The organism is Streptomyces sp. NPDC029836 (assembly GCF_055574495.1).
Map to the genome: position 1 here is coordinate 79,731 of NZ_JBVHZI010000015.1, position 19,747 is coordinate 99,477.

The 19,747-nt window shown below is 69.1% G+C and carries 13 protein-coding genes and 3 pseudogenes; 6 read left to right on the top strand and 10 right to left on the bottom strand.

The genetic code is table 11. The features are described 5' to 3' along the window. Positions 1-32: 32 nt before the first annotated feature. Both ACZ4XJ_RS31395 and ACZ4XJ_RS31400 read right to left on the bottom strand, forming a co-directional pair. A pseudogene (locus ACZ4XJ_RS31395) lies at positions 33-347 on the bottom strand (IS5 family transposase); the annotation flags it as partial. Then, positions 263-634 (bottom strand): transposase, encoded by a 372-nt coding sequence (locus tag ACZ4XJ_RS31400; RefSeq protein WP_468498138.1) that lies wholly within the window; start codon positions 632-634, stop codon positions 263-265. The pseudogene ACZ4XJ_RS31395 and the gene ACZ4XJ_RS31400, both read right to left, overlap by 85 nt. Positions 635-678: 44 nt before the next feature. Here ACZ4XJ_RS31400 and ACZ4XJ_RS31405 point away from each other — a divergent pair, with 44 nt between their 5' ends. The 5 genes and pseudogenes from ACZ4XJ_RS31405 to ACZ4XJ_RS31425 all read left to right on the top strand — a co-directional run. Next, positions 679-2,232 (top strand): sigma-70 family RNA polymerase sigma factor, encoded by a 1,554-nt coding sequence (locus ACZ4XJ_RS31405; RefSeq protein WP_468498139.1) that lies wholly within the window; start codon positions 679-681, stop codon positions 2,230-2,232. Positions 2,233-2,807: 575 nt separating this feature from the next. Continuing rightward, on the top strand, positions 2,808-5,183 hold the full coding sequence (locus tag ACZ4XJ_RS31410) for a non-reducing end alpha-L-arabinofuranosidase family hydrolase (RefSeq protein WP_468498140.1): 2,376 nt from the start codon (positions 2,808-2,810) through the stop codon (positions 5,181-5,183). Between the two features lie 42 nt (positions 5,184-5,225). Beyond that, positions 5,226-7,853: an RICIN domain-containing protein gene (locus ACZ4XJ_RS31415; protein ID WP_468498141.1), complete on the top strand. Its 2,628-nt coding sequence runs from the start codon at positions 5,226-5,228 to the stop codon at positions 7,851-7,853. Positions 7,854-8,274: 421 nt separating this feature from the next. Beyond that, positions 8,275-8,970: a hypothetical protein gene (locus ACZ4XJ_RS31420; protein ID WP_468498142.1), complete on the top strand. Its 696-nt coding sequence runs from the start codon at positions 8,275-8,277 to the stop codon at positions 8,968-8,970. A 107-nt stretch (positions 8,971-9,077) separates the two neighbouring features. Next, positions 9,078-9,701 (top strand): annotated as a pseudogene (locus ACZ4XJ_RS31425) (IS5 family transposase); the annotation flags it as partial. 99 nt (positions 9,702-9,800) lie between these two features. On the opposite strand, the gene catA reads toward ACZ4XJ_RS31425, so the two are convergent. Beyond that, positions 9,801-10,472 carry a type A chloramphenicol O-acetyltransferase gene (catA, locus tag ACZ4XJ_RS31430; protein ID WP_468498177.1) on the bottom strand — a complete coding sequence of 224 codons (672 nt, stop codon included), beginning with the start codon at positions 10,470-10,472 and terminating at the stop codon, positions 9,801-9,803. A gap of 840 nt (positions 10,473-11,312) precedes the next feature. Here catA and ACZ4XJ_RS31435 point away from each other — a divergent pair. Beyond that, entirely contained in the window at positions 11,313-12,749 is a 1,437-nt protein-coding gene (locus tag ACZ4XJ_RS31435) for a hypothetical protein (RefSeq protein ID WP_468498143.1), read from the top strand. Positions 12,750-13,029: 280 nt separating this feature from the next. Here ACZ4XJ_RS31435 and ACZ4XJ_RS31440 read toward each other — a convergent pair whose 3' ends face one another. The 7 genes and pseudogenes from ACZ4XJ_RS31440 to ACZ4XJ_RS31470 form a co-directional block, all read right to left on the bottom strand. Further along, positions 13,030-13,683 (bottom strand): hypothetical protein, encoded by a 654-nt coding sequence (locus ACZ4XJ_RS31440; protein ID WP_468498144.1) that lies wholly within the window; start codon positions 13,681-13,683, stop codon positions 13,030-13,032. 308 nt (positions 13,684-13,991) lie between these two features. Next, a complete protein-coding gene (locus ACZ4XJ_RS31445; RefSeq protein WP_468498145.1) occupies positions 13,992-14,159 on the bottom strand; it encodes a DUF4253 domain-containing protein in 168 nt (55 codons plus the stop codon). Positions 14,160-14,362: 203 nt separating this feature from the next. Further along, the gene (locus tag ACZ4XJ_RS31450) at positions 14,363-14,551 is read right to left on the bottom strand and encodes a hypothetical protein (protein WP_468498146.1); all 189 of its coding nucleotides are present in this window, start codon (positions 14,549-14,551) and stop codon (positions 14,363-14,365) included. A gap of 234 nt (positions 14,552-14,785) precedes the next feature. Continuing rightward, positions 14,786-15,162: pseudogene (locus tag ACZ4XJ_RS31455) on the bottom strand (VOC family protein). 258 nt (positions 15,163-15,420) lie between these two features. After that, positions 15,421-17,232 (bottom strand): S1 family peptidase, encoded by a 1,812-nt coding sequence (locus ACZ4XJ_RS31460; RefSeq protein WP_468498147.1) that lies wholly within the window; start codon positions 17,230-17,232, stop codon positions 15,421-15,423. 239 nt (positions 17,233-17,471) lie between these two features. Then, entirely contained in the window at positions 17,472-19,106 is a 1,635-nt protein-coding gene (locus tag ACZ4XJ_RS31465) for a trypsin-like serine protease (RefSeq protein WP_468498148.1), read from the bottom strand. Between the two features lie 114 nt (positions 19,107-19,220). Further along, entirely contained in the window at positions 19,221-19,721 is a 501-nt protein-coding gene (locus ACZ4XJ_RS31470; protein WP_362877868.1) for a hypothetical protein, read from the bottom strand. Between the last annotated feature and the right edge of the window lie 26 nt (positions 19,722-19,747).

Sequence of the window (19,747 nt, forward strand, 5' to 3'; positions counted from 1 at the left end):
ACCTTCTCCAGGACGGGCTGGAAGTACGGGCTGTCGTGCCGGTGCCCGGCTGTGATCAGCAGGGACATGGGTTTTTGTCCCTGCTCGGTGGCGAGGTGAATCTTTGTGGTCAGGCCGCCGCGGGAGCGTCCGAGTCCGTGGTCGTCGGGCTCGATGGACAAGCCGCCGGGAGGCTCTTTTCTGGAGGGCCCCTTTTTGCGCGCCCCGGCGGCATGCTGATGGGCGCGGCAGGCAGTGGAGTCGACACTGAGGTCCCAGGTGATCAGGCCGTTCGCATCGGGATCGGCCTGGAGCTGCTCGAAGATCCGCTGCCACGTGCCGTCACGCTGCCACCGGCGGAACAGGTCGTAGACCCGGTCCCACGGTCCGTACCGCTCCGGCACGTCCCGACACGTGTCCCGGCCCGGGTCCGCCACCGTATGCCGTCAATCAGCTGCCGCCGAGTCCACAGCCGTGGCCGGCCCGGCTTGCCACCCACCGGCAGCAACGGCTCCAGCCTTGCCCACTGTGCATCCGAGGGACGGCGCGGCGAGGATCGGACGGCCCCCGCCCGCGCGCCAACAGGCACGGGGACGGAGCCTGCCACCGGCAGGGGTCCGATCCTTGGCCTGAGGCACGGGCTTTGGTCGTACACCTTTGCGGACGTTAGGGTCTGACGCCTTGATGAGGAGGGTGGGAATGGGGCTCATGGACGCGGATCATGCCGGGCTGGTCGTCGCGGCGCAGGCCGGGGATGCCCGGGCACGCGAAGAACTGATCGCCGGCTACCTGCCGTTGGTCTACAACATCGTCCGACGGGCGCTGAGCGGACATGCCGACGTCGACGACGTCGTCCAGGAGACGTTGTTGCGCGTGGTGCGCGATCTGCCTGCGTTGCGCGCCCCCGACAGCTTCCGCTCCTGGCTGGTGTCGATCACACTCCGCCAGATACACACCCATGGGCAGCGGCAGCGCGTCTTTGCCGGCCGGACCGCGGTCATCGACGAAGCACTCCACATACCGGACGCCGGCCCCGAACCCGAGGACGCGACGATCTTGCGTCTCCATGTGTCGGACGAGCGCCGTCAGATCGCCGAAGCCGGTCGGTGGCTCGACCCGGACCACCGGGTGCTGCTCTCGCTGTGGTGGCAGGAGCGCGCCGGACTGCTGAGCCGTGAGGACATCGCCGTCGCGACGGGCCTGACTGTCGCCCACGCCGGGGTGCGCCTGCAACGCATGCGCGAGCAGCTGGAGCTGAGCCGGACGATCGTCGCCGCGCTGGCGGCCCACCCGCGATGCCCGCAGCTGGCGGAGACCGTCGCCGGTTGGGACGGTCTGCGTACATCGGTGTGGCGGAAGCGGATCGCGCGGCACACCCGCGACTGTCCGGTCTGCACGGCGACGACGACGAACCGGGTCCCTGTAGAGCTGCTGCTCCTCAGCTTCGCGCCCCTGGCCGTCCCTGCCGGACTCATCGCCACGCTGACCGCCAAGGGCCTGCTGTCGGGTTCGGCTGCGATCGCCGCCGGGCCGGCCATGGTCCCCGTTGCCGCCGGCACGGCGACGATGGGTGGCAGCCCGCACGGCGCGGTGGCCGGCAAACTCCACGCGGCGACCGCTCATCCCTTGGCGAGCCTCGCCGCCGGCGCGGTGCTCATCACCGGGGCCGCCACCTACGCGACCTGGCCGGAACCGGAGCCCCGGGCGCCCGGCGTCAGTGCCGCTCCCACGGTCGGCCATCCCGGGCCGGTCCCGTCGGGCACCCCCACGTCGGCCGGACCGCCGTCGGCGAGTCCGTCCGCCGTCGCAGGAGGCACTGTTCCGCTGGGCGCACACTCACTGGAGCCCGTGGACCGACCCGACTTCTACCTGACGTATGCCGGCGATTTCGCAGCGCTGGGTCCGGTCTCCGCGTCCAGCAGCACGCAGGCACGGCAGCGCGTCACGTTCACGGTGGTCCGGGGACTGGCCGACACAGGGTGCGTCACCTTCCGCGCGTCCGACGGCCGTTACCTGCGGCACCACTACCTGCGGCTGCGGCTGAGCACCGACGACGGCAGCGACCTGTTCCGGAAGGACGCCACCTTCTGTCCGCGTCCCGGGGTGGTCGCAGGGTCGGTGACAATGCACTCGCACAACTACCCCGGGTCGGTCATCCGCCACCGCGACGGCGGCATCTGGCTCGACGGTTCCGACGGCAGCCGGGCCTTCGCCGGCCAGGCCTCCTTCATCGTCCGTAAGGCCTGGTCCTGAAAACCGGTCGCTGAGCATCGCGCACGGAGCCGCGAGCCGCGCAGTGACAGCCGGCGAACCCGCAGCCGGCTCCAGCACTGCGCAGTGCACACCGCTACAGCGGGCCACCCGTCGACGGGCGCCTCGCCGAACCGACCGACCTGAAGGCTCGGGCACGGCGACTGCTGGCCGGTGCCCTGACGAACAGCACAGCGGAGCAGCGCGGCCTCCCCTTCCCCAGGGACGACCAGACCGAGGGGCCGGGCGTAACACTTTCTGCCTGCGAGATGCATCACGGGGTGATCTTCGGGGTGGCGCGGCTTTTCTGTTACGCGGCCTCGCGTTCGGAAGCCTCCACTTCGTGGGGTTCTTTCCGCCGCTCACCTTGCGAGCCGGTGTGAGAGGCCCCCCAGCCATTGGCACATCCCCGGAAGGAAGCGCCCCATGACGCGACATACCCGTGAACGCCGCGCGCCCCGTACGCAGGAGCGGCACCTCGTCCTGCACCGCACGCACCCCTCGGCGGATCGGGCCGCATCGGACGATTCACCCACGATCACACCCTCCGAGGCGACCCGAGACCACCGAGGAGCAGCATGAAGGGCCTACACCGGCACGGTCGGCGCCTGCGGACACTGACGATCGGACTGGCGGCCGCGGCATTGGTGGGGGGTGTCGTGACGCTCCTCCCCAGCTCTGCCGGAGCCGCAACACCCCTGGGCACGCAGGCGGCGCCCTCGGGCAGGTACTTCGGCACCGCTGTGGCCGCCGGCAGGCTCGGCGACGCGGGGTACGCCGCCATCCTGGACCGGGAGTTCAACATGATCACCCCGGAGAACGAGATGAAGTGGGACGCCGTCGAACCGTCCCGCGGCACGTTCACCTTCGGCCCGGCCGATCAGATCGTCAACCATGCCGCGGCGCACGGCCAGCGCCTGCGCGGCCACACCGCGGTCTGGCACGCGCAGCTCCCCTCCTGGGTCAACTCCATCAGCGACGCCCACACGCTGCGCGGCGTGATGAACAACCACATCACCACCCTGATGACCCGCTACAAGGGCAAGATCCACTCCTGGGACGTGGTCAACGAGGCGTTCGCCGACGGGTCGACCCAGCACCGCAGCTCGGTGTTCCAGAACGTGCTGGGCAACGGCTTCATCGAGGAAGCGTTCCGCACCGCCCGGGCGGCGGACTCCTCCGCGAAGCTCTGCTACAACGACTACAACATCGAGAACTGGTCGGACGCCAAGACCCAGGGCGTCTACAGCATGGTCAAGGACTTCACGTCCCGCGGCGTGCCGATCGACTGCGTCGGGTTCCAGAGCCACTTCGGCGCCGGCGGCCCCCCGGCGAGCTTCCAGACCACCCTGGCCAACTTCGCCGCCCTGGGCGTCGACGTCCAGATCACCGAGCTGGACATCGCCCAGGCGTCGCCGACCCACTACACCAACACGGTGAAGGCCTGTCTGTCCGTGGCCCGGTGTACCGGCATCACGGTCTGGGGCATCCGGGACAGCGACTCCTGGCGCAAGGGGGAGAACCCCCTGCTGTTCGACAGCAACGGCAACCCCAAGACCGCCTACACCGCCGTCGTGAACGCCTTCAACGCAGCCCCCGGCACCACCCCCGGGACCGGCACCGGCACCATCAAGGGCGTCGCCTCCGGTCGCTGCATCGACATCGAGGGCTCCACCACCGCCAACGGAACCCAGGCGCAGCTGTGGGACTGCCACGGACGGAGCAACCAGCGCTGGACCCGCACCTCCGGCAAGCAGCTGACGGTCTACGGCAAGAAGTGCCTGGCCGCCAAGGACAAGGGCACTGGCAACGGCACCGCGGTGGTCATCGAGGACTGCAACGGCGGCGCCGGCCAGCAGTGGAACGTCAACACCGACGGCACAATCTCCGGCGTCCAGTCCGGGCTGTGCCTCGACGCCGTCGGCGCGGCCACCGCCAACCGCACCAGGATCCAGCTGCACTCCTGCTGGTCCGGCGGCAACCAGAAGTGGACCGGCCCATCCGGGACGCCGACCCCGACAACTCCCACGCCGACGGGCACGTGTGCTCTTCCGTCGACCTACCGGTGGACGTCGACGGGTGCGCTGGCGCAGCCGGCGAACGGGTGGGCGTCGCTGAAGGACTTCACCCACGTGACGTACAACGGCAAGCACATGGTCTACGGGTCGTACTTTTCGGGATCCTCGTACGGCTCCATGATGGCGGGGCCCTTCACGAACTGGTCGGACATGGCGTCGGCCCGCCAGACTGGGATGAGCCAGGCCGCGGTGGCTCCCACGCTGTTCTACTTCGCGCCCAAGAAGATCTGGGTGCTGGCCTCCCAGTGGGGGGCGTGGCCCTTCATCTACCGCACGTCGAGCGACCCAGCCAACCCCGAGGGCTGGTCCGCGCCGCAGCCGCTGTTCAGCGGGAGCATCCCCCGCACCGATTCCCCCACCGGCCCGATCGACCAGACACTGATCGCCGACGGCGAGAACATGTACCTGTTCTTCGCCGGTGACAACGGCAAGATCTACCGGGCGAGCATGCCGATCGGAAAGTTCCCGGGCAACTTCGGCTCCTCGTACACGACGGTCATGAGCGACTCGCCCGACAACCTGTTCGAGGCGCCGCAGGTCTACAAGGTCCAGGGCCAGAACCAGTACCTCATGATCGTCGAAGCGAGGGGTGCGAACCAGGCCCGCTACTTCCGCTCGTTCACGGCCTCCACCCTGAACGGCCCCTGGACCCCCCAGGCCGCCACAGAGAGCAACCCCTTCGCCGGCAAGGCGAACAGCGGAGCCACCTGGACCAACGACATCAGCCACGGCGACCTGGTGCGCGACAACCCCGACCAGACCATGACCGTCGACCCCTGCAACCTGCGGTTCCTCTACCAGGGCAAGGCGCCCGCGGCAGGCGGCCCCTACGACCGACTGCCCTACCGGCCGGGTCTCCTCACCCTGCAGCGCTGACCTGCCCCGATCCACAGAACCAAGCAAGGAGCACAACCCCCCATGAAGAACCCCACGAACGGCGTGCGCCGCGGACGCCACCGCCGCCGCTGGACCGGGACCGGACTGCTGCTCGGTGTGCCCGCCGTCCTCGTGCCGTACCTCCTGTACGTGCAGGACGACTCGCAGGCCGCGACGGTCGACGCCGGCGCCTACTACCGGCTGGTCTCCGTACGCAGCGGCAAGGCACTGGACGTCAACGCCTTCTCCACCGCCGACGGCACCCGCATCCAGCAGTGGACCGACCAGAACACCGCCAACCAGCAGTGGCAGCTGCGACCCACCGGGGACGGCTACCACGAGTTGGTGAACCGCAACAGCGGCAAGGTGCTGGGCATAACCGGCGACTCGACCGCCCAGGCGGCCGCCGCCGAGCAGCAGACCGACGGCTCCGCCACCTCGCAGGAATGGCGGATCGACGACGTGAGCGGCTCCGACGCCGTCGTCCTCACCTCCCGCAGGAGCGGCCAGGTCCTGGACGTCTCCGGCAGCTCCACGGCCGACGGCGCGGAAGTCATCCAGTACCGCGGCCACGGCGGCACCAACCAGCAGTGGAAACTGGTCAGGACGACCGGGACCAAGACGCCCGGATCCGGACCGTACACATGGCGCAACGCCCAGGTGGTGGGTGGCGGCTACGTCACCGGACTCGTGTTCAACCCCAGGGAGAAGGGTCTGCTGTACGCGCGCACCGACATGGGCGGCGCCTACCGCTGGGACACCGGGGCCGAGCAGTGGATCCCGCTGACCGACTGGATCGGCGAGAAGGACTGGAACCTGCTGGGCATCGACGCGCTGGCCACCGATCCGGTCGACCCCGGCCGGCTCTACCTCGCCACCGGCACCTACACCAACAACTGGGCGGGCAACGGCGCGATCCTCCGCTCCACGGACCGCGGCCGCACCTTCCAGCGCACCGACCTGCCCTTCAAGCTGGGCGGCAACGAGGACGGCCGCGGGGCGGGCGAACGGCTGGCGGTCAACCCCGCGGACAACGGCACCCTGCTGCTGGGCACGCGCAAGAACGGCCTGTGGCGCAGCACCGACCACGGCGCGACCTGGAGCCAGGTCCCCTCGTTCCCCGTCAAGGACGGGGCGGGCAGCGGCGCGGGCATCTCCTTCGTGACGTACGGCCCGGCCGGCAGCAAGACCGTCTACGTCGGCGTCGCCGACAGGACCACCTCCCTCTACCGCTCCACCGACGGCGGCAGCACGTGGCAGGCCGTCCCCGGGCAGCCCACCGGACAGATGCCGCAGCACGGAGTGCTCTCCGGCGACGGCTCGCTGTACCTGACGTACACCAACGCCCTCGGCCCGAATGGCGTGACGGGGGGCTCGGTCTGGAAGCACACGCCGGCCGGCGGAACGTGGAAGAACGTTTCCCCCTCCCAGGGCACCTACGGGTTCTCCGGTCTGGCCGTCGACCCGCGCAAGCCCTCCACGGTGATGGTCACCACCCTCGACCGCTGGTGGCCGGAGGACGAGATCTACCGGACCACCGACGGCGGCACGACGTGGAAGGCCCTGGCCGACAAGTCGGTGCGGGACGCCTCCGCCGCGCCGTACGTGGGCACCGGCACCGGGCACTGGATGACCGCCCTGGCCATCGACCCCTTCGACTCCGGCCACGTGCTGTACGGCACCGGCAGCGGCATCCTGCGCAGCAAGGACACCAACGCCTCCGACAGCGGCGCCACCAGCCACTGGACCGTGGGCGCCCGCGGGCTGGAGGAAACCGCCGTGCTGGACGCGATCGCCCCGCCCGGCGGAGCCCACGTCGTCACGGCCCTGGGCGACCTGGGCGGATTCCGCCACGACTCCCTGACCGAGGTGCCCTCCGGGCGGCTGACGAACCCGATGATGGCCAACAGCACATCCATCGACTTCGCACAGTCCACCCCCTCGATGATGGTCCGCGTCGGACGGGGCGGCGCGCAGGACGGTGCCTACTCCGCCGACGGCGGCCGCAGTTGGAGGGGCTTCGCGTCCGAACCGGTGGCCGGCGCCGACAGCGGCCGGGTGGCGCTCTCCGCCGACGGCTCGGCCATCGTCTGGACGCAGACCGGCCAGGCCCCGTACCGCTCGACCGACAAGGGAGCGAGCTGGTCGAAGGTCAACGGCCTGGGCACCAACGCCGTCGTCATCGCCGACCGCTCCTCGGCCGGGACGTTCTACTCCCTGGCCGGCGGCACCCTGTACGCCAGCACCGACGGCGGGGCGACCTTCAGCGCCCGGGCCGCCAACCTGCCCGCCGACGGCCGGCTCGAGGCGGTCCCCGGAGCCGCGGGGGACCTGTGGATCGCCGGCGGCGGCCAGGGACTGCTGCACTCGACCGACGGCGGCCGCACCTTCACCCGGCTCGCCCCGGTGAAGTCGGCCTCCGCCATCGGCTTCGGCAAGGCCGCACCGGGCGCTTCCTACCAAGCCCTGTACCTGATCGGCACCGTCAAGGACGTCACCGGCGTCTTCCGCTCCACCGACAAGGGCGCCACCTGGCTCCGCGTCAACGACGACGCCCACCAGTGGGGCGGCATCGGCGGCACCGGCGTCATCACCGGCGACCCCGACGCATTCGGCCGCGTGTACGTCGGAACCAACGGACGCGGCCTCCAGTACGGCGACCCCTCCTGACCCGACAACCGGGCGGGGCCGCAGGCGCAACGGCCTGCGGCCCCGTCACCGCCGGGCCGAAGGACCTGGGGAGCACCCGGAGGTGACGGGCTGACGATTGCCGTACTCGCGGGGCTCAGCTTGACGTTTAACGTCCGGCCTGAACTTGCTCAGTACAGGCCGTCGAGTTGATCCACAAGGGACCGCAGCTCGCGAGCTCGGGGTCGGGACATGCCGAGTATCACGGCTTCTAGCAACTTCCGGGCCTCGAAGGGGCTGCCACAGCATTGCCACACGCCGCAGCCGCCGTCCTCGTATTCGATCCAGAGTCTGCGGTACGGATCGTGTACGAGGTCGCGCCACATCCTGACGGCGTCGGCCGTAACGCCGACGTTCAGGTAGTTCCGGATGGGGTCGCAAGATCAACCTGGCCAAGGATGACTTGGGCGCTGTTGCGGTGTGTTCCGAGTACCCGGACAAGTCGGTGAAGTGTTTCGACTCCGAGAAGGAGTCGGCCGCTGACCTTGCGGCGTACAACGGGCGGCACAAGGCTGGCACCAAGGACGCTCTGCCAACCGCTCCGAAGGGCCGCGGTGCGCTCGCCCCGCGCGCTGGCGGTGCGGTTTCCCGCAGCGCCAACGGTGCGCTGTCCCCCAGCGCCGGCGAGGCCTCGATTCTTGTCGACGGCAACGGTACGCCCACGTGCAACAACGACGAGATGGGCGGGATGACCCTGTACGACTGGCGCACGGGGATGCCCGATCCGCAGATCATCACCGCCCTCCCCGCAAGCCTGCCTGCTCCCGCCCCACACGGCCCCTATGCGCCCGAGGACGCCGTGCGCGCCGAACAGCTGAAGCAATGGGCAAGTTCCAACGCTGACAGCGGGCAGCAGGCGGCCTCCGCCCGGGTCAAGGCGGTACAGGTCGTGGAGTCGGGCGACACGCAGCACGTCTACTTGCACACCGATCTGCCCCATTCTGATGGCAAGCCGCCGGAGCAGACCGCCAACCTCTTCGCTGTTTACGAGGCTTGGCCCAACCGTCCGGCCACGGCGGTGCGGATCGGTGTGTTCGATGGCGATGGCCACCGGGTCGGCACCGCAGGAGTTCCGCTTCCCACGCCCTCGGCCGGTTGACCTATTTGCCTGCGGCGTTGACTTGACGCTTTGGGGCAGTGCACCGGGCTGCCTCAGCTCTTCTCTGTCCGACCCTGCCGGAGGCCCTTGGAGGGGCTGTCGACCGTGTGGGTCAGGTCAACGGAGTCAAGTGGCGAGCCCTGCCGTCCGACTATCCGCCGTGGCAGACCGTCTACTACCACTTCGCCCGCTGGCACCGTGCCGGGGCCGTAGCCTTCATCCGCGACCAGCTCCGCCGCCAGATACGCACTGGCCAGGGACGATGCCCCAGGCCAGTCACACTGATCGTGGACTCGCAGTCGGTAAAGGGCGCCGACACCGTCTCCAAAGCCAGCCGCGGCTACGACGCCGCGAAAAAGATCAACGGACGCAAGAGACACATTGCCGTCGACACCCTCGGCCCGCCCGTGATGATCACGATGACACCCGCCGACATGACCGACCGCGACGCCGCCCGCGAACTCCTCTGGCGCCTGCGCCTCATGCAACCCCAGATCACCCAGGTCTGGGCCGACTCCGCCTATACCGGCCAGCTCATCACCTGGGCCGACGACTTCCTCAAGATGACCCTGAAGACCGTCTCACTGCCTCGCGGGGCGAAGGGCTTCGTCGTCTTGCCCCGTCGCTGGAAAGTCGAGCGGACGCTTGGCTGGATCATGAAATCCCGCCGCAACGTCAGAGACTACGAACGCCTGCCCCAACATTCCGAAACCCACCTGACCCGGGCACTCATCACACTCATGACCCGCAGGCTCACCCGCAGGACCTCCAGGCGCAGTGGTCCAAGAAAGGCTGACGAACCAAACGCGGGCTCGAATACGATCAGACACTCAGGTCCTTGGAGTCTCCTCCAGCCACGTCAGGTCCGTCATGAGAGCTTGCAACTCGTTGACGAGCCGCGTGGAGTGAAATCCGTCTGCGGCAGCGTGGTGCACCTGTACTGCCAGGGGGAGCAGGACCCGACCGTCCCGCTCAACGTAGCGGCCGAGGGTGAAGATGGGCGCGAGGTGGTTCCAGCCATTGCCGCCGATGTTGAGGTTGAACCCGGTGAAGGACGCCCAGGGCAGGCTCGACACGTCGAACGCGTTGGCTGGCAGCTCTCCCTGCGGGAAGAAGTCGCTGGCGCGACTATGCTCCGCGAGCAGAGGGGCGGCGACATCGTGGAACGCGCCGAAGTCAGAGTCGTAGGGCGCCCACACGCACGCGAACGTCTCGCGTTCCGGGTTGAACACCGTGAAGGCCGGGTGCACGACAGGCCAGACGGCCGGCTCCGCCGCGGCAGTGAGGCACATCCTGAACTCATCGTGCCGGTTAACGACCGTTGAGAGTGCCCAGACCTGCGCGATATAGGACTTGCGCTGCGATCGCCGCAGTGCCGCAGCGAAAGCGGTGACATCCAGCTCGACCGTCATCGAATACGTACACGGAACGAGCCGACGGTAGTGCTCGAAGTGCTGCCGACGCGGCCACGTGTCGAGGTCGATCGAGATAGGGACATCCACCCAATCATGATGCCATCTGCTGGCATTTGACCGAGAACCGCATGCGAAGACCGCCGGGTTCGGCCAGGAACAGTCCGAGAAGGGCTGACGGACCTACAAGGTCGTCGCACCCCCGGGGCAGCTCCGCCGTCTCCACACTGGGGTCCAGGCGCGGTGCTCACGAGGGATCCGGTTCTCAATCAGGCACTCAATGATGCCTTTTCGCATCCAAAGGGTAGTGGCCGTTGCCCCTGCATGTGACCGGGGCAACGGCCACTACCCATTCCTTGCTCGCAGCGGTAGGCCGCTCTCCCTGTCCGGTGCCGCGCGCGGTGTCGGGGCGTCAGCTGCTGGCCGCGTCGTGGGGTGGGCAGCTGATCATGGCGGCGTCGTGTCGTCCCGGCAGCTGCTACTCACGGGCTGGGCGGCCGCAGAAGCCGCCGTGCGGCAGACCCGCGTGCGGAGCTCAGCACCCGGGCCTTCCGCAACCCGGAGGAGCTCGCTGCCGAAACGCCGGCTCTGATCGAAACCGCCGGCCTACGGGCCGACCCGAGTTCGCCGCCCCGAAAGCGGCCTTCGTGCACGGGCCCGGACAGAGCGCGTCGGCAATGCGCCAGGGTTCGGGCGTGCGGGTTTTGTCCATCGGCGGTAGCCGGTTCCCCTGTCTTGATCACCGAATCAGCCGGTAAAGACGGGACAGGCCGATCCTTCCCCGCAACATCGGCCGGTCTCCTTCGGAGCGAAGAGCCCGAGGATCCGGCACGCGTCGAACAAGTCTCGAAAAACACTGTTGCCACCACAGACCGTCGCCAGTGAAGATCAGCTCATGAACGAACGAAAGGACCACCGGGTGTCCGCCCGGTGAACAACCTCAGCGTCTTCCCCGCCCCCGACCGAACCTCGGCCCCCAGCCGCCGTGAAAGCGGCCGCCCGACGGCCCGGCCGCGGATCGTCGCCCTGGTCCGCAAGGCCCTGTCACACCCCGAAGCCGCACCGGATGTGTTTGCCGCACTGGACCGGCGCGTGCGCCGGCTCGTCTGGTACGACCACGCTCCCCACTTCCCCGCCCTCCTGCGCGCGAGCGTCCCGCCGAGCGAGCGGGTGCACGCCCTCGGCCTTCGCTGCGTCACAGAAGCCGCCCACGGCAATCTCGTCCGGCTTGGCCTCGTCCTGCTGACCATCGCCGGCACCCGTCTCACGGCCGGGGACCGCGCGCTGCTGCGGGAGGTCGGCGCGCACCCCAACTTCAGCGACGAGGCCTGCACCGCCCTCGCCGCGTCCCGGCCGAGCGACCCGCAGCTCGCCGTGTTCCCGCTGGCCCGCGCGACCAAGGGCTGGGCGCGCGTGTCCGCCGTCGAGCACCTTGACGGCGCACGGCACCCACACATCAGGGAGTGGCTGATCCGGGACGCCTGCACCGGTGACGTCCTGGACAGCTACTTCTGCCTCGTCGCCGCCCGCACCGGGGACCTCGCCGGAGTACTCGCCCGCGAGCGACTCGACGAACCGACCCTCAAGGGCGCCACCCGACTGATCCACGCACTCACCGACACGGACGGCCCCGGAGCCTCCCTCGACGCGTACGAGGACGCCGCACCCGCCCTGCGGCACTACCTGCGCCACCTGACGGCCACCCCCGTGACTCCGCAGGACCTCCTCGCCCTCACAGGCATCCGGGACTGGTTCGCCCTCGGCAAGCCACCCGAGGGCGAACTGGCGCGAGCCGGAGCGGAGATCACCGCCATCATCGACCGTCCGGAGTCCCGCCGAACGGTGATCGAGGCCTTGGCCGATGACGACGATCCGCACGCTCACCAAGCGCCCTGGGCCGCCCGCGCCCTCGGCCTGCCCTACCGGGATACCGTGCTGCGCCGCATCGGGGCGGCGCCCCTGGACTCGACCGCTTGGTACTTGCTGACGGAGGACTGCCCGACCGACGAGATCGCCGGCGTGGTCGCGGCCGCCGAACGCCTCCTTCCACTCGACGAGCTCCTCGCGAACCCCGAACCGGACATCTTCTTCGGGTCGGAGTACGCCGCCGACCGGATCCTGGACCTGATCGTCAGCCGGCTGGGCGCCCATCCCGGCCACGGCGTAAGGTTGTTGCGGACGGCACTCGCCACCCGCTGCGAACGCAACCGCCGGATGGCGGCGTACGCCGTGGCCGACTGGCCGCGCGCTGCGGTCCCGGTGGAGTTGCAGGAGGCCCTCGTACGCGCCGCCGCCCGCGAACCCGTCGATGACATCCGTGAGGCGATGCGCGACGTCCTCAGCGGCACCGGTGCGGGGGCGGACTGACAGCCGGTGTGGTGGGGGAGTGGCTGGACATCTCGGCGAGGTAGGAGGGGCCCGGCCGTCGCGACGCCTGCGGGAGCGGCCGATCGAGCGGGGCGAATCGGTGCGTCAGCGCGTGGGTTCACGACGCCCGTCCCCAGGGCTGACAGCCGCAGCCTTTCCCGCACTGGTAATTGCAGCCGGGAGGCTGTTCGCTTTCGATGACGCCGCCCGTATCGAGGGCTGCGGCTGCTGGGCTTCTGCCCGGTCAGGGGCGTTCTGAATGTGGCGTTGGGCCTGGGTTTCATTCGTCCCACTGGTCGCAGTACTCGATGTGGATCTCGCGCGCGTTGCCGAGAATGCCGTCGTTGGAGTGGAGCTCGGTGCAGAAGTGCGGGTAGCTCGGATGGACGGGGACGTATCCGGGGCCGTTTCGGGCGACGTCGAAGAAGTGCCGGGCGGTGTCCCCGAATACCTTCGCGCTGCCGGTCATGAAAAGGGTCTCGGCGTGGAGATGCTGGTGGAACAGATCCCGGTTCTCCTGGTAATGCCGTGCCTCGTGATCAATCACGACTTCGTCGGTGTGTCCTGCACCAGGCATCGTCACGGTCTGCGGACGCCCTGGGCCGAGCCGTCCTCGTATTTCCTTCCAGCGTGAGGGGGCGAACTGGAGCGAGTGGTGCAGCAGCACGAGATCAAGCTGCCGTGTGCCGTCTTCTGGCAACTCGCGGGAGGGGCCACGGTTCCCCCGCATCGGCAGGTGGACCAGCGAGCGCGGCGAAGAGGCGGCGAGCTTCCATAGCCCACCGATTCGCTGGGCGGCGTCCTGATCGAGGTAGGTGTCCAGGTGCCGATCATGGTCGATGAGCACGGCGTGGACCAGGGGCCGGGCTGGTCGGATGACCTTGAACTCCGTCGATCCGAGCCGTGCTTGGTGGATGGCGATGGGTAGCTTCATTGGTTCTCCGGGACACGGCGGCTGACATCGGCGGCGAAAGGGGCCCAGTTGCCGGCTGATGTCTTCTGCCATTGGACGGCGACTTGGATGTGGACGCCCAGTACCCGGGCGAGGGAGTCGCCGGGCAGGTCGGCGGCGAGGGTATCGCAGCAACCCCTCAAACCAGTCCGCAGGGGGCATCGCGGACGGATCGACTCGAGTGGTGGAACTCAAGTCAGTGTGCTCGGCAAAGACGTGGCGGACCAAGTCCACGGCGAGGCGTAAGCGCCCGAGCGCCGACAAGCTCATCCAGCCTCGACGGGCCGGGATCAGTCCCACCAGCATTCCCGGCAGTGCGTGTCGATGAGGTGGTCGGCGTATGCGTCCAGGGTCTGGGGGCGGGGTCGCTGCCAGATGTTGTCGGGACAGAAGGCGAAGTGTTCGGCCGCGACGAGCAGGGCGTCTTCCCTGCTCGTCGGGGGTGTGGCGACGCTCACGTGGGGGGTGTCGGATCCAAGGGCGACGACGCATGCACCGAAGCGTTGTTCCCAGTTGCTCCACGGCGGAGAACGTGGCGGTGTCGTTGTCCCAGTTGGCGGGTCCGTCCCAGCCGACGAGGGCGAGGGCGTCGGCGCCGGAAGGCGCGGCGACCAGGCCCGGACATGACCGCGGCCGACTCAGAACGAAAAGTTCTGCGTGCTCAGCGGCCAGGGCTGGAGTCCGCCGCGTCTTCACGGCGGGGTGCGAGGCCCGGCCAGGTCTGTCCGAAGGGGGCCATGACGGCCGGCCGTTTGTCGGGCGACATGCCGTCGTCGTCATCGATCGCGGTGTACGTCGCCCACCACCTTGTGAACAGCTCGCTCGGGTCGTGGTCGTCGGGTGATGACATCTGCTTGGGGAAGAGCTCGCCGGTGCCCCAGGGACGGAAGTCGCTGTCTTCGGGGTTTCTCGAGTCGAGAAGCAGGGGCCAGACGCCTGAGCGGGGATGCTCGTCGTGAATCCGCGTCCACAAACCCTGCGGATACGGCGCCGTGCTTCAGCTTGAGGGCCTGCGCGCCTCGTCACCTTCATCGGACGTGATCAACCGTCCGGGCGGGACGGGGACAGCCGTGGTCGACAGCAGCTACGCGCAGTCGCGGACGCTGTACGGCTGCTCGGTCGGCTCCTGGACGACCTCGGTGTCGCCGGCCTGCGCCTTCTCGAACGTGGCGCTTGAGGTCCGGGGTGGCCAGCAGGATCCAGCCATGGGTGCCCTAGGCCATCACCTCGGTGATCGTCCGGCGCTCGGCCTTCGGTGATGCCGGGATCGGCGACGGGGGGCGTCAGAAGGATCGACGTGCCCGGCTGACCGGCCGGGCCGACCGTGATCCAGCGCATCCTGCTCTGCTCGACATCGCTGCGGACCTCGAAACCGAGGATGTCGCGGTAGAAGGCGAGCGACGCGTCCGGGTCGTCGTGCGGCAGGGAGGTCGTGTGAATGGTGATGTCCCTGGTGAGCAGGCTAGAGCTGGCTCCGTGCCCCGCACTTCTCGATTCCTGATCGATCCGTACGCGGCCGGACGTACACGGGGACGGCGCGCGGAGCGCGCTCGCTTCCCGTGAGGGCAAAACCGATGCTCCGTCAGCCACCCGTCAGGGAACTGTCGGCAGCCCCCTCATCGTGAGCACGACCCGTCCCGCCCCGGCTGCCGAGGGGGCGCCGAGGCGGGAGACGGTAGGCGGGGGATGGGGGTGGTTGCACCGCGTCCGGCAAGAGGGTCAGTGGAGCCGGATGGCGTTCCAGTCCCAGTTCGCGTTGGCGGGGGTGGCGTAGCTGCTGGTGAAGGGCTGGATGAGACCGGCGTTGTCGGCGAGGCCGGTGTACATCTTCATGGTGCCGTCGGCCTGGCGGTACAACATGCCCATGTCGGTACGGCGGTCGCCGTTGAAGTCACCCGTGATCAGCTTCATCGCGTTGCGGTCCCAACCGCCACTGGCGGCGACGGTGTAGCCGACGTTGTACTCACCGAAACCACCGTCGGTCTTGGCCAGGGAGCTGTAGAAACCGACGGAGCCGTTGGCGTGGTGGTAGACCATGACCGCGTCGGAGCGGCCGTCACCGTTCACGTCGCCGGAGTGGAGCTGGATGGCGTTCCAGTCCCAGTTCGCGTTGGCGGGGGTGGCGTAGCTGCTGGTGAAGGGCTGGATGAGACCGGCGTTGTCGGCGAGGCCGGTGTACATCTTCACGGTGCCGTCGGCCTGGCGGTACATCATGCCCATGTCGGTACGGCGGTCGCCGTTGAAGTCACCCGTGATCAGCTTCATCGCGTTGCGGTCCCAGCCGCCACTGGCGGGAACGGTGTAACCGGCGTTGTACTCACCGAAACCACCGTCGGTCTTGGCCAGGGAGCTGTAGAAACCGACGGAGCCGTTGGCGTGGTGGTAGACCATGACCGCGTCGGAGCGGCCGTCACCGTTCACGTCGCCGGAGTGGAGCTGGATGGCGTTCCAGTCCCAGTTCGCGTTGGCGGGGGTGGCGTAGCTGCTGGTGAAGGGCTGGATGAGACCGGCGTTGTCGGCGAGGCCGGTGTACATCTTCATGGTGCCGTCGGCCTGGCGGTACATCATGCCCATGTCGGTACGGCGGTCGCCGTTGAAGTCACCCGTGATCAGCTTCATCGCGTTGCGGTCCCAGCCGCCACTGGCGGGGGCGGTGTAGCCGGCGTTGTACTCACCGAAACCGCCGTCGGTCTTGGCCAGGGAGCTGTGGAAACCGACGGAGCCGTTGGCGTGGTGGTAGACCATGACCGCGTCGGAGCGGCCGTCACCGTTCACGTCACGCGGTGCGATGGAACGTCGTACCGTCTCCTCGATCCAGCCGCCGAGGTCGTCGGCGCGTACCGAAACGGCGCCGGTGCGGGACTCCGTGGGGGCGGTGCCGAGGCAGCCACCCTGCCAGGAACGGCTGTTGACTGCGACCAGCTCGCCGGCGGCGTTCAGCAGCGGACCGCCGGTGTCGCCCTTGCAGATGGCGTCGGTGCCCTTGCCCGTGATGGTCAGGGTGGTGGCGTTGGAGGTATTGAGGGTGAACGCGCCGGTGTGGGCCTTGTCGGGTGCCCACTCGGTCTTGGTCCGCCCGAAGCCCACGGCGGTCAGGTCGGCGCCGGCCGCCGGGGCGGTGCCCGCCTGCTTGATGCGCGCGGTCCCGCCGGAAGGAGTGGCGAGGCGGGCCAGGACGACGTCCCGGTCCGTGCGGGGGACGAGCTCGGAAACGTCGACGCGTCGGCCGTCGCCCAGGGTCACGGTGGTCTTGAGCGCCGGCGCACCGGCCGGCACCGCGGTACCGGACGTCGCGGCGAAGCAGCTGGCTGCGGTCAGGACCCAGGAGACGTCGACGATGGAGCCGGTACATCCGCGGCCGTTCGCCTCGTCGCCGATGTTCAGCCTGACGACGGAGGCGTGCTGGCCGGCCGTCACCTCCGGGCCGGAGACGGCTTGGGCGGAACCGGCGGGAACGATGCCCGCGGCGACCGCGGTGGCGATGACGAGCAGGCCCGATATCCGCGCGGTGCGCGGACGGAATGCAGACATGAGCGGGTTCCTTCAAGAACGGGATGGGGTGAGGTGTGCGTCGAAGTTCGGGTGTGCCGTGTGCCGTGTGCCGTGTGCCGGACCGGTGGCCGGCGCCTGCGCCGATGCCGGTGCCGGGTGTGTGCCGGGTGGCTGTGGCGGCGCCGGTCACCTGGATCCGAGTCCTGGTGACCGGCGCCGTCCGGCTCATCGTCGGGCCGGTGTCACTGGTGTGATCGGCGCCGGGTCGCGAGGGTGGGTCAGCCGTTCCAGGTACCGGTGAGGGCGAGGTGACCGGGGGCGCCCGGCAGGCCCGGGGTGGGGACGGTCGTGGTGGGGGCCCAGGTGCGGTCGGTGTGGCGCGTGGTGTGCAGGAGCTTCCCGTCGGTGGTCGTAACGGCCACTTGGACCTCGCCGGCGATGTTGGCGGTGGCCACGGACTTGGCGGTGACCGTGCCGAGGATGGACTTGATCTCGGTCAGCGGGGTCCAGGTGCCGTTGAAGTTGCGTACGGCGTGGTATTGGCGGCTGCCGTTGTCGGTGGCGATGACGATGTGGGTCTCGTCTCCGGCGCCGATCGTGCTGAGGGAGGTGATGGGTCCGGTGGCGCCGGCGGCGCCGGCCACGTCGCCCCAGTTGAGCCAGTTGCCGTTGGTCTGGCGGATGGTGTGGTAGGCCTTGCCGCCGCTGAGGGTGGTGACCTGGAGTTCACCGCGGACGACGGCGGTGGCGGCGCCGGTCACGTTGGCGACCTTGCCGGTGGTGATGTCCTTGAAGGGCGTCCAGTGGCCGGTGGCGTTGCGAACGGTGTGCAGGGCCTTGCCGTCGGCGACGGCGACGACGTGGAGGTCCCAGCCGATGTTCGTCGCGGTGACGCTGGTGAGGTTGCCCAGGGTGCCGGCGACCTCGAAAACGTTGCCGAAGGTGCCCCAGGTGCCGTCCTGCTTGCGGATGGTGTGGAACAACTTGCTGTCGTTGCTCACGGCCAGGACGTGGGTGTCGCCGTTCATACCGACGGCCGCCGAGTTGCGAAGCCCGCCGGGGACCGCGCCGGTCCGGCTCTGGACGTCGTTAAAAGCGGTCCAGGAGCCGTCGTTGCCGCGGGTGGCCTGGTAAAGGCCGCTGCCGGATTGCACCAGGGCCTGGGTCTTCCAACCGGGGGTCTGCGGCAGAATTTCCTGCTGCATCCAGCCGCGGAGGTCATCCGCCCGTGCGGCGATCGCGTTGGTGCGGGTTTCGGTGGCGGGGGTTCCCAGACATCCTCCCCGCCAGGAACGGCTGTTGATGCCGGCCAGTTCGCCCTTGCCGTTGACGAGCGGCCCCCCGGCATCGCCCTGGCAGATCGCGTCGGCGCCCTTGGCCGTGAGGGCCAGCGTCGTCGCATCGGCGGAAGAGACACCGAACGCGGCGGTGTGGACCTTGTCCTGCACCCACTCCGTCTTGGTCCGGCCGAAGCCTGCCGCCGACACGGCGGCGTTCACGGCGGGCTGCGCGGCGGCGAGCTTGATGGGGGTGATCCCGGTGACGGGGGCGGACAGCCTCGCGAGCACCACGTCCCGGTCACTGCGAGGAACGATGCTCACCACGTCGAGCGTGGTCGTGCCGATCCTCGCGGTGGCCTTCAGCTCCGGCTTGCCCGCGGCAACCGACGCCCCAGGCGTCTTCGCGAAGCAGCTGACCGCGCTCAGGACCCAGCTCTCGTCGACGAGGACCGCCGAGCAGGCTCGGCCGTTGGACTCGTCCCCGATGGTCAGCCGGGCGGTGTGGGTGTAGGTGCCGGCGGCGGCGGGAGTGCCGGCAGCGGCCAGAGCCGTACCTGCGGGAATGAGCGCGGTGGCGCTTGCGATGGTCATGGCCGTGGCCGACCACATCGTGCGCGGACGTATGCGGGACATGGTTTTCCTTCGATCTTTCCGAGAACTGTGGCAGATGGCTGGGGCGCCGGTCGGGCGACCCAGGGCGGGCACGAGTGGCGCCCGGATCGCAATCTCTCCGTAGGGCGGCGCGGACTACTTGGTGACGCGGATCTCGACCAGGACGTGGTCCCGACCGTCCACGGACTCGCCGACGCCCTCCCAGGTCTTCGCGGGGATGTTGTACTCGACGCGGTCGTTCTCGGCGGTCATCGCGAGGTGGGTGTTGCCGGAATCGTCGGTCCGCACCCCGTGCACCGACTTGAGTTCCAAGGTCAGGAAGCCCTCATCGCCGATGACCTTGAAACACACGTCCGCCCGATCACGGGCCAGGAACTTGAGGAGGTTCTCCTCGCTGCGGCAGTCGGCGAGCACGATGTGGCCATCACCCCGCTTGAGGACGATGCCCTGCTCGGCCAGGACCTTGTCGGCGTTCGGGTAGTTGTAATCCTCGATGGCGTATCCCGGCCCCGTTTCGGCGACAGGTCCGGCGGTGACGTCGGACGGCTGACCGCCCCCGGCCGTCACGGCCCAGGCCAGAACACCGGCCGTGGCAGCGGTTCCAAGAATGCGCTTCCATGCGTTGCGTGACTTCATGACAGTCCTAGCTGTAGGCATTGATC

Coding starts and splice junctions, on each gene's coding strand:
- ACZ4XJ_RS31405 (WP_468498139.1), top strand. CDS start 679: ATGGGGCTCATGGACGCGGATCATGCCGGGCTGGTCGTCGCGGCGCAG.
- ACZ4XJ_RS31410 (WP_468498140.1), top strand. CDS start 2,808: ATGAAGGGCCTACACCGGCACGGTCGGCGCCTGCGGACACTGACGATC.
- ACZ4XJ_RS31415 (WP_468498141.1), top strand. CDS start 5,226: ATGAAGAACCCCACGAACGGCGTGCGCCGCGGACGCCACCGCCGCCGC.
- ACZ4XJ_RS31440 (WP_468498144.1), bottom strand. CDS start 13,683: ATGAAGCTACCCATCGCCATCCACCAAGCACGGCTCGGATCGACGGAG.
- ACZ4XJ_RS31450 (WP_468498146.1), bottom strand. CDS start 14,551: ATGTCATCACCCGACGACCACGACCCGAGCGAGCTGTTCACAAGGTGG.
- ACZ4XJ_RS31460 (WP_468498147.1), bottom strand. CDS start 17,232: ATGTCTGCATTCCGTCCGCGCACCGCGCGGATATCGGGCCTGCTCGTC.
- ACZ4XJ_RS31465 (WP_468498148.1), bottom strand. CDS start 19,106: ATGTCCCGCATACGTCCGCGCACGATGTGGTCGGCCACGGCCATGACC.
- ACZ4XJ_RS31470 (WP_362877868.1), bottom strand. CDS start 19,721: ATGAAGTCACGCAACGCATGGAAGCGCATTCTTGGAACCGCTGCCACG.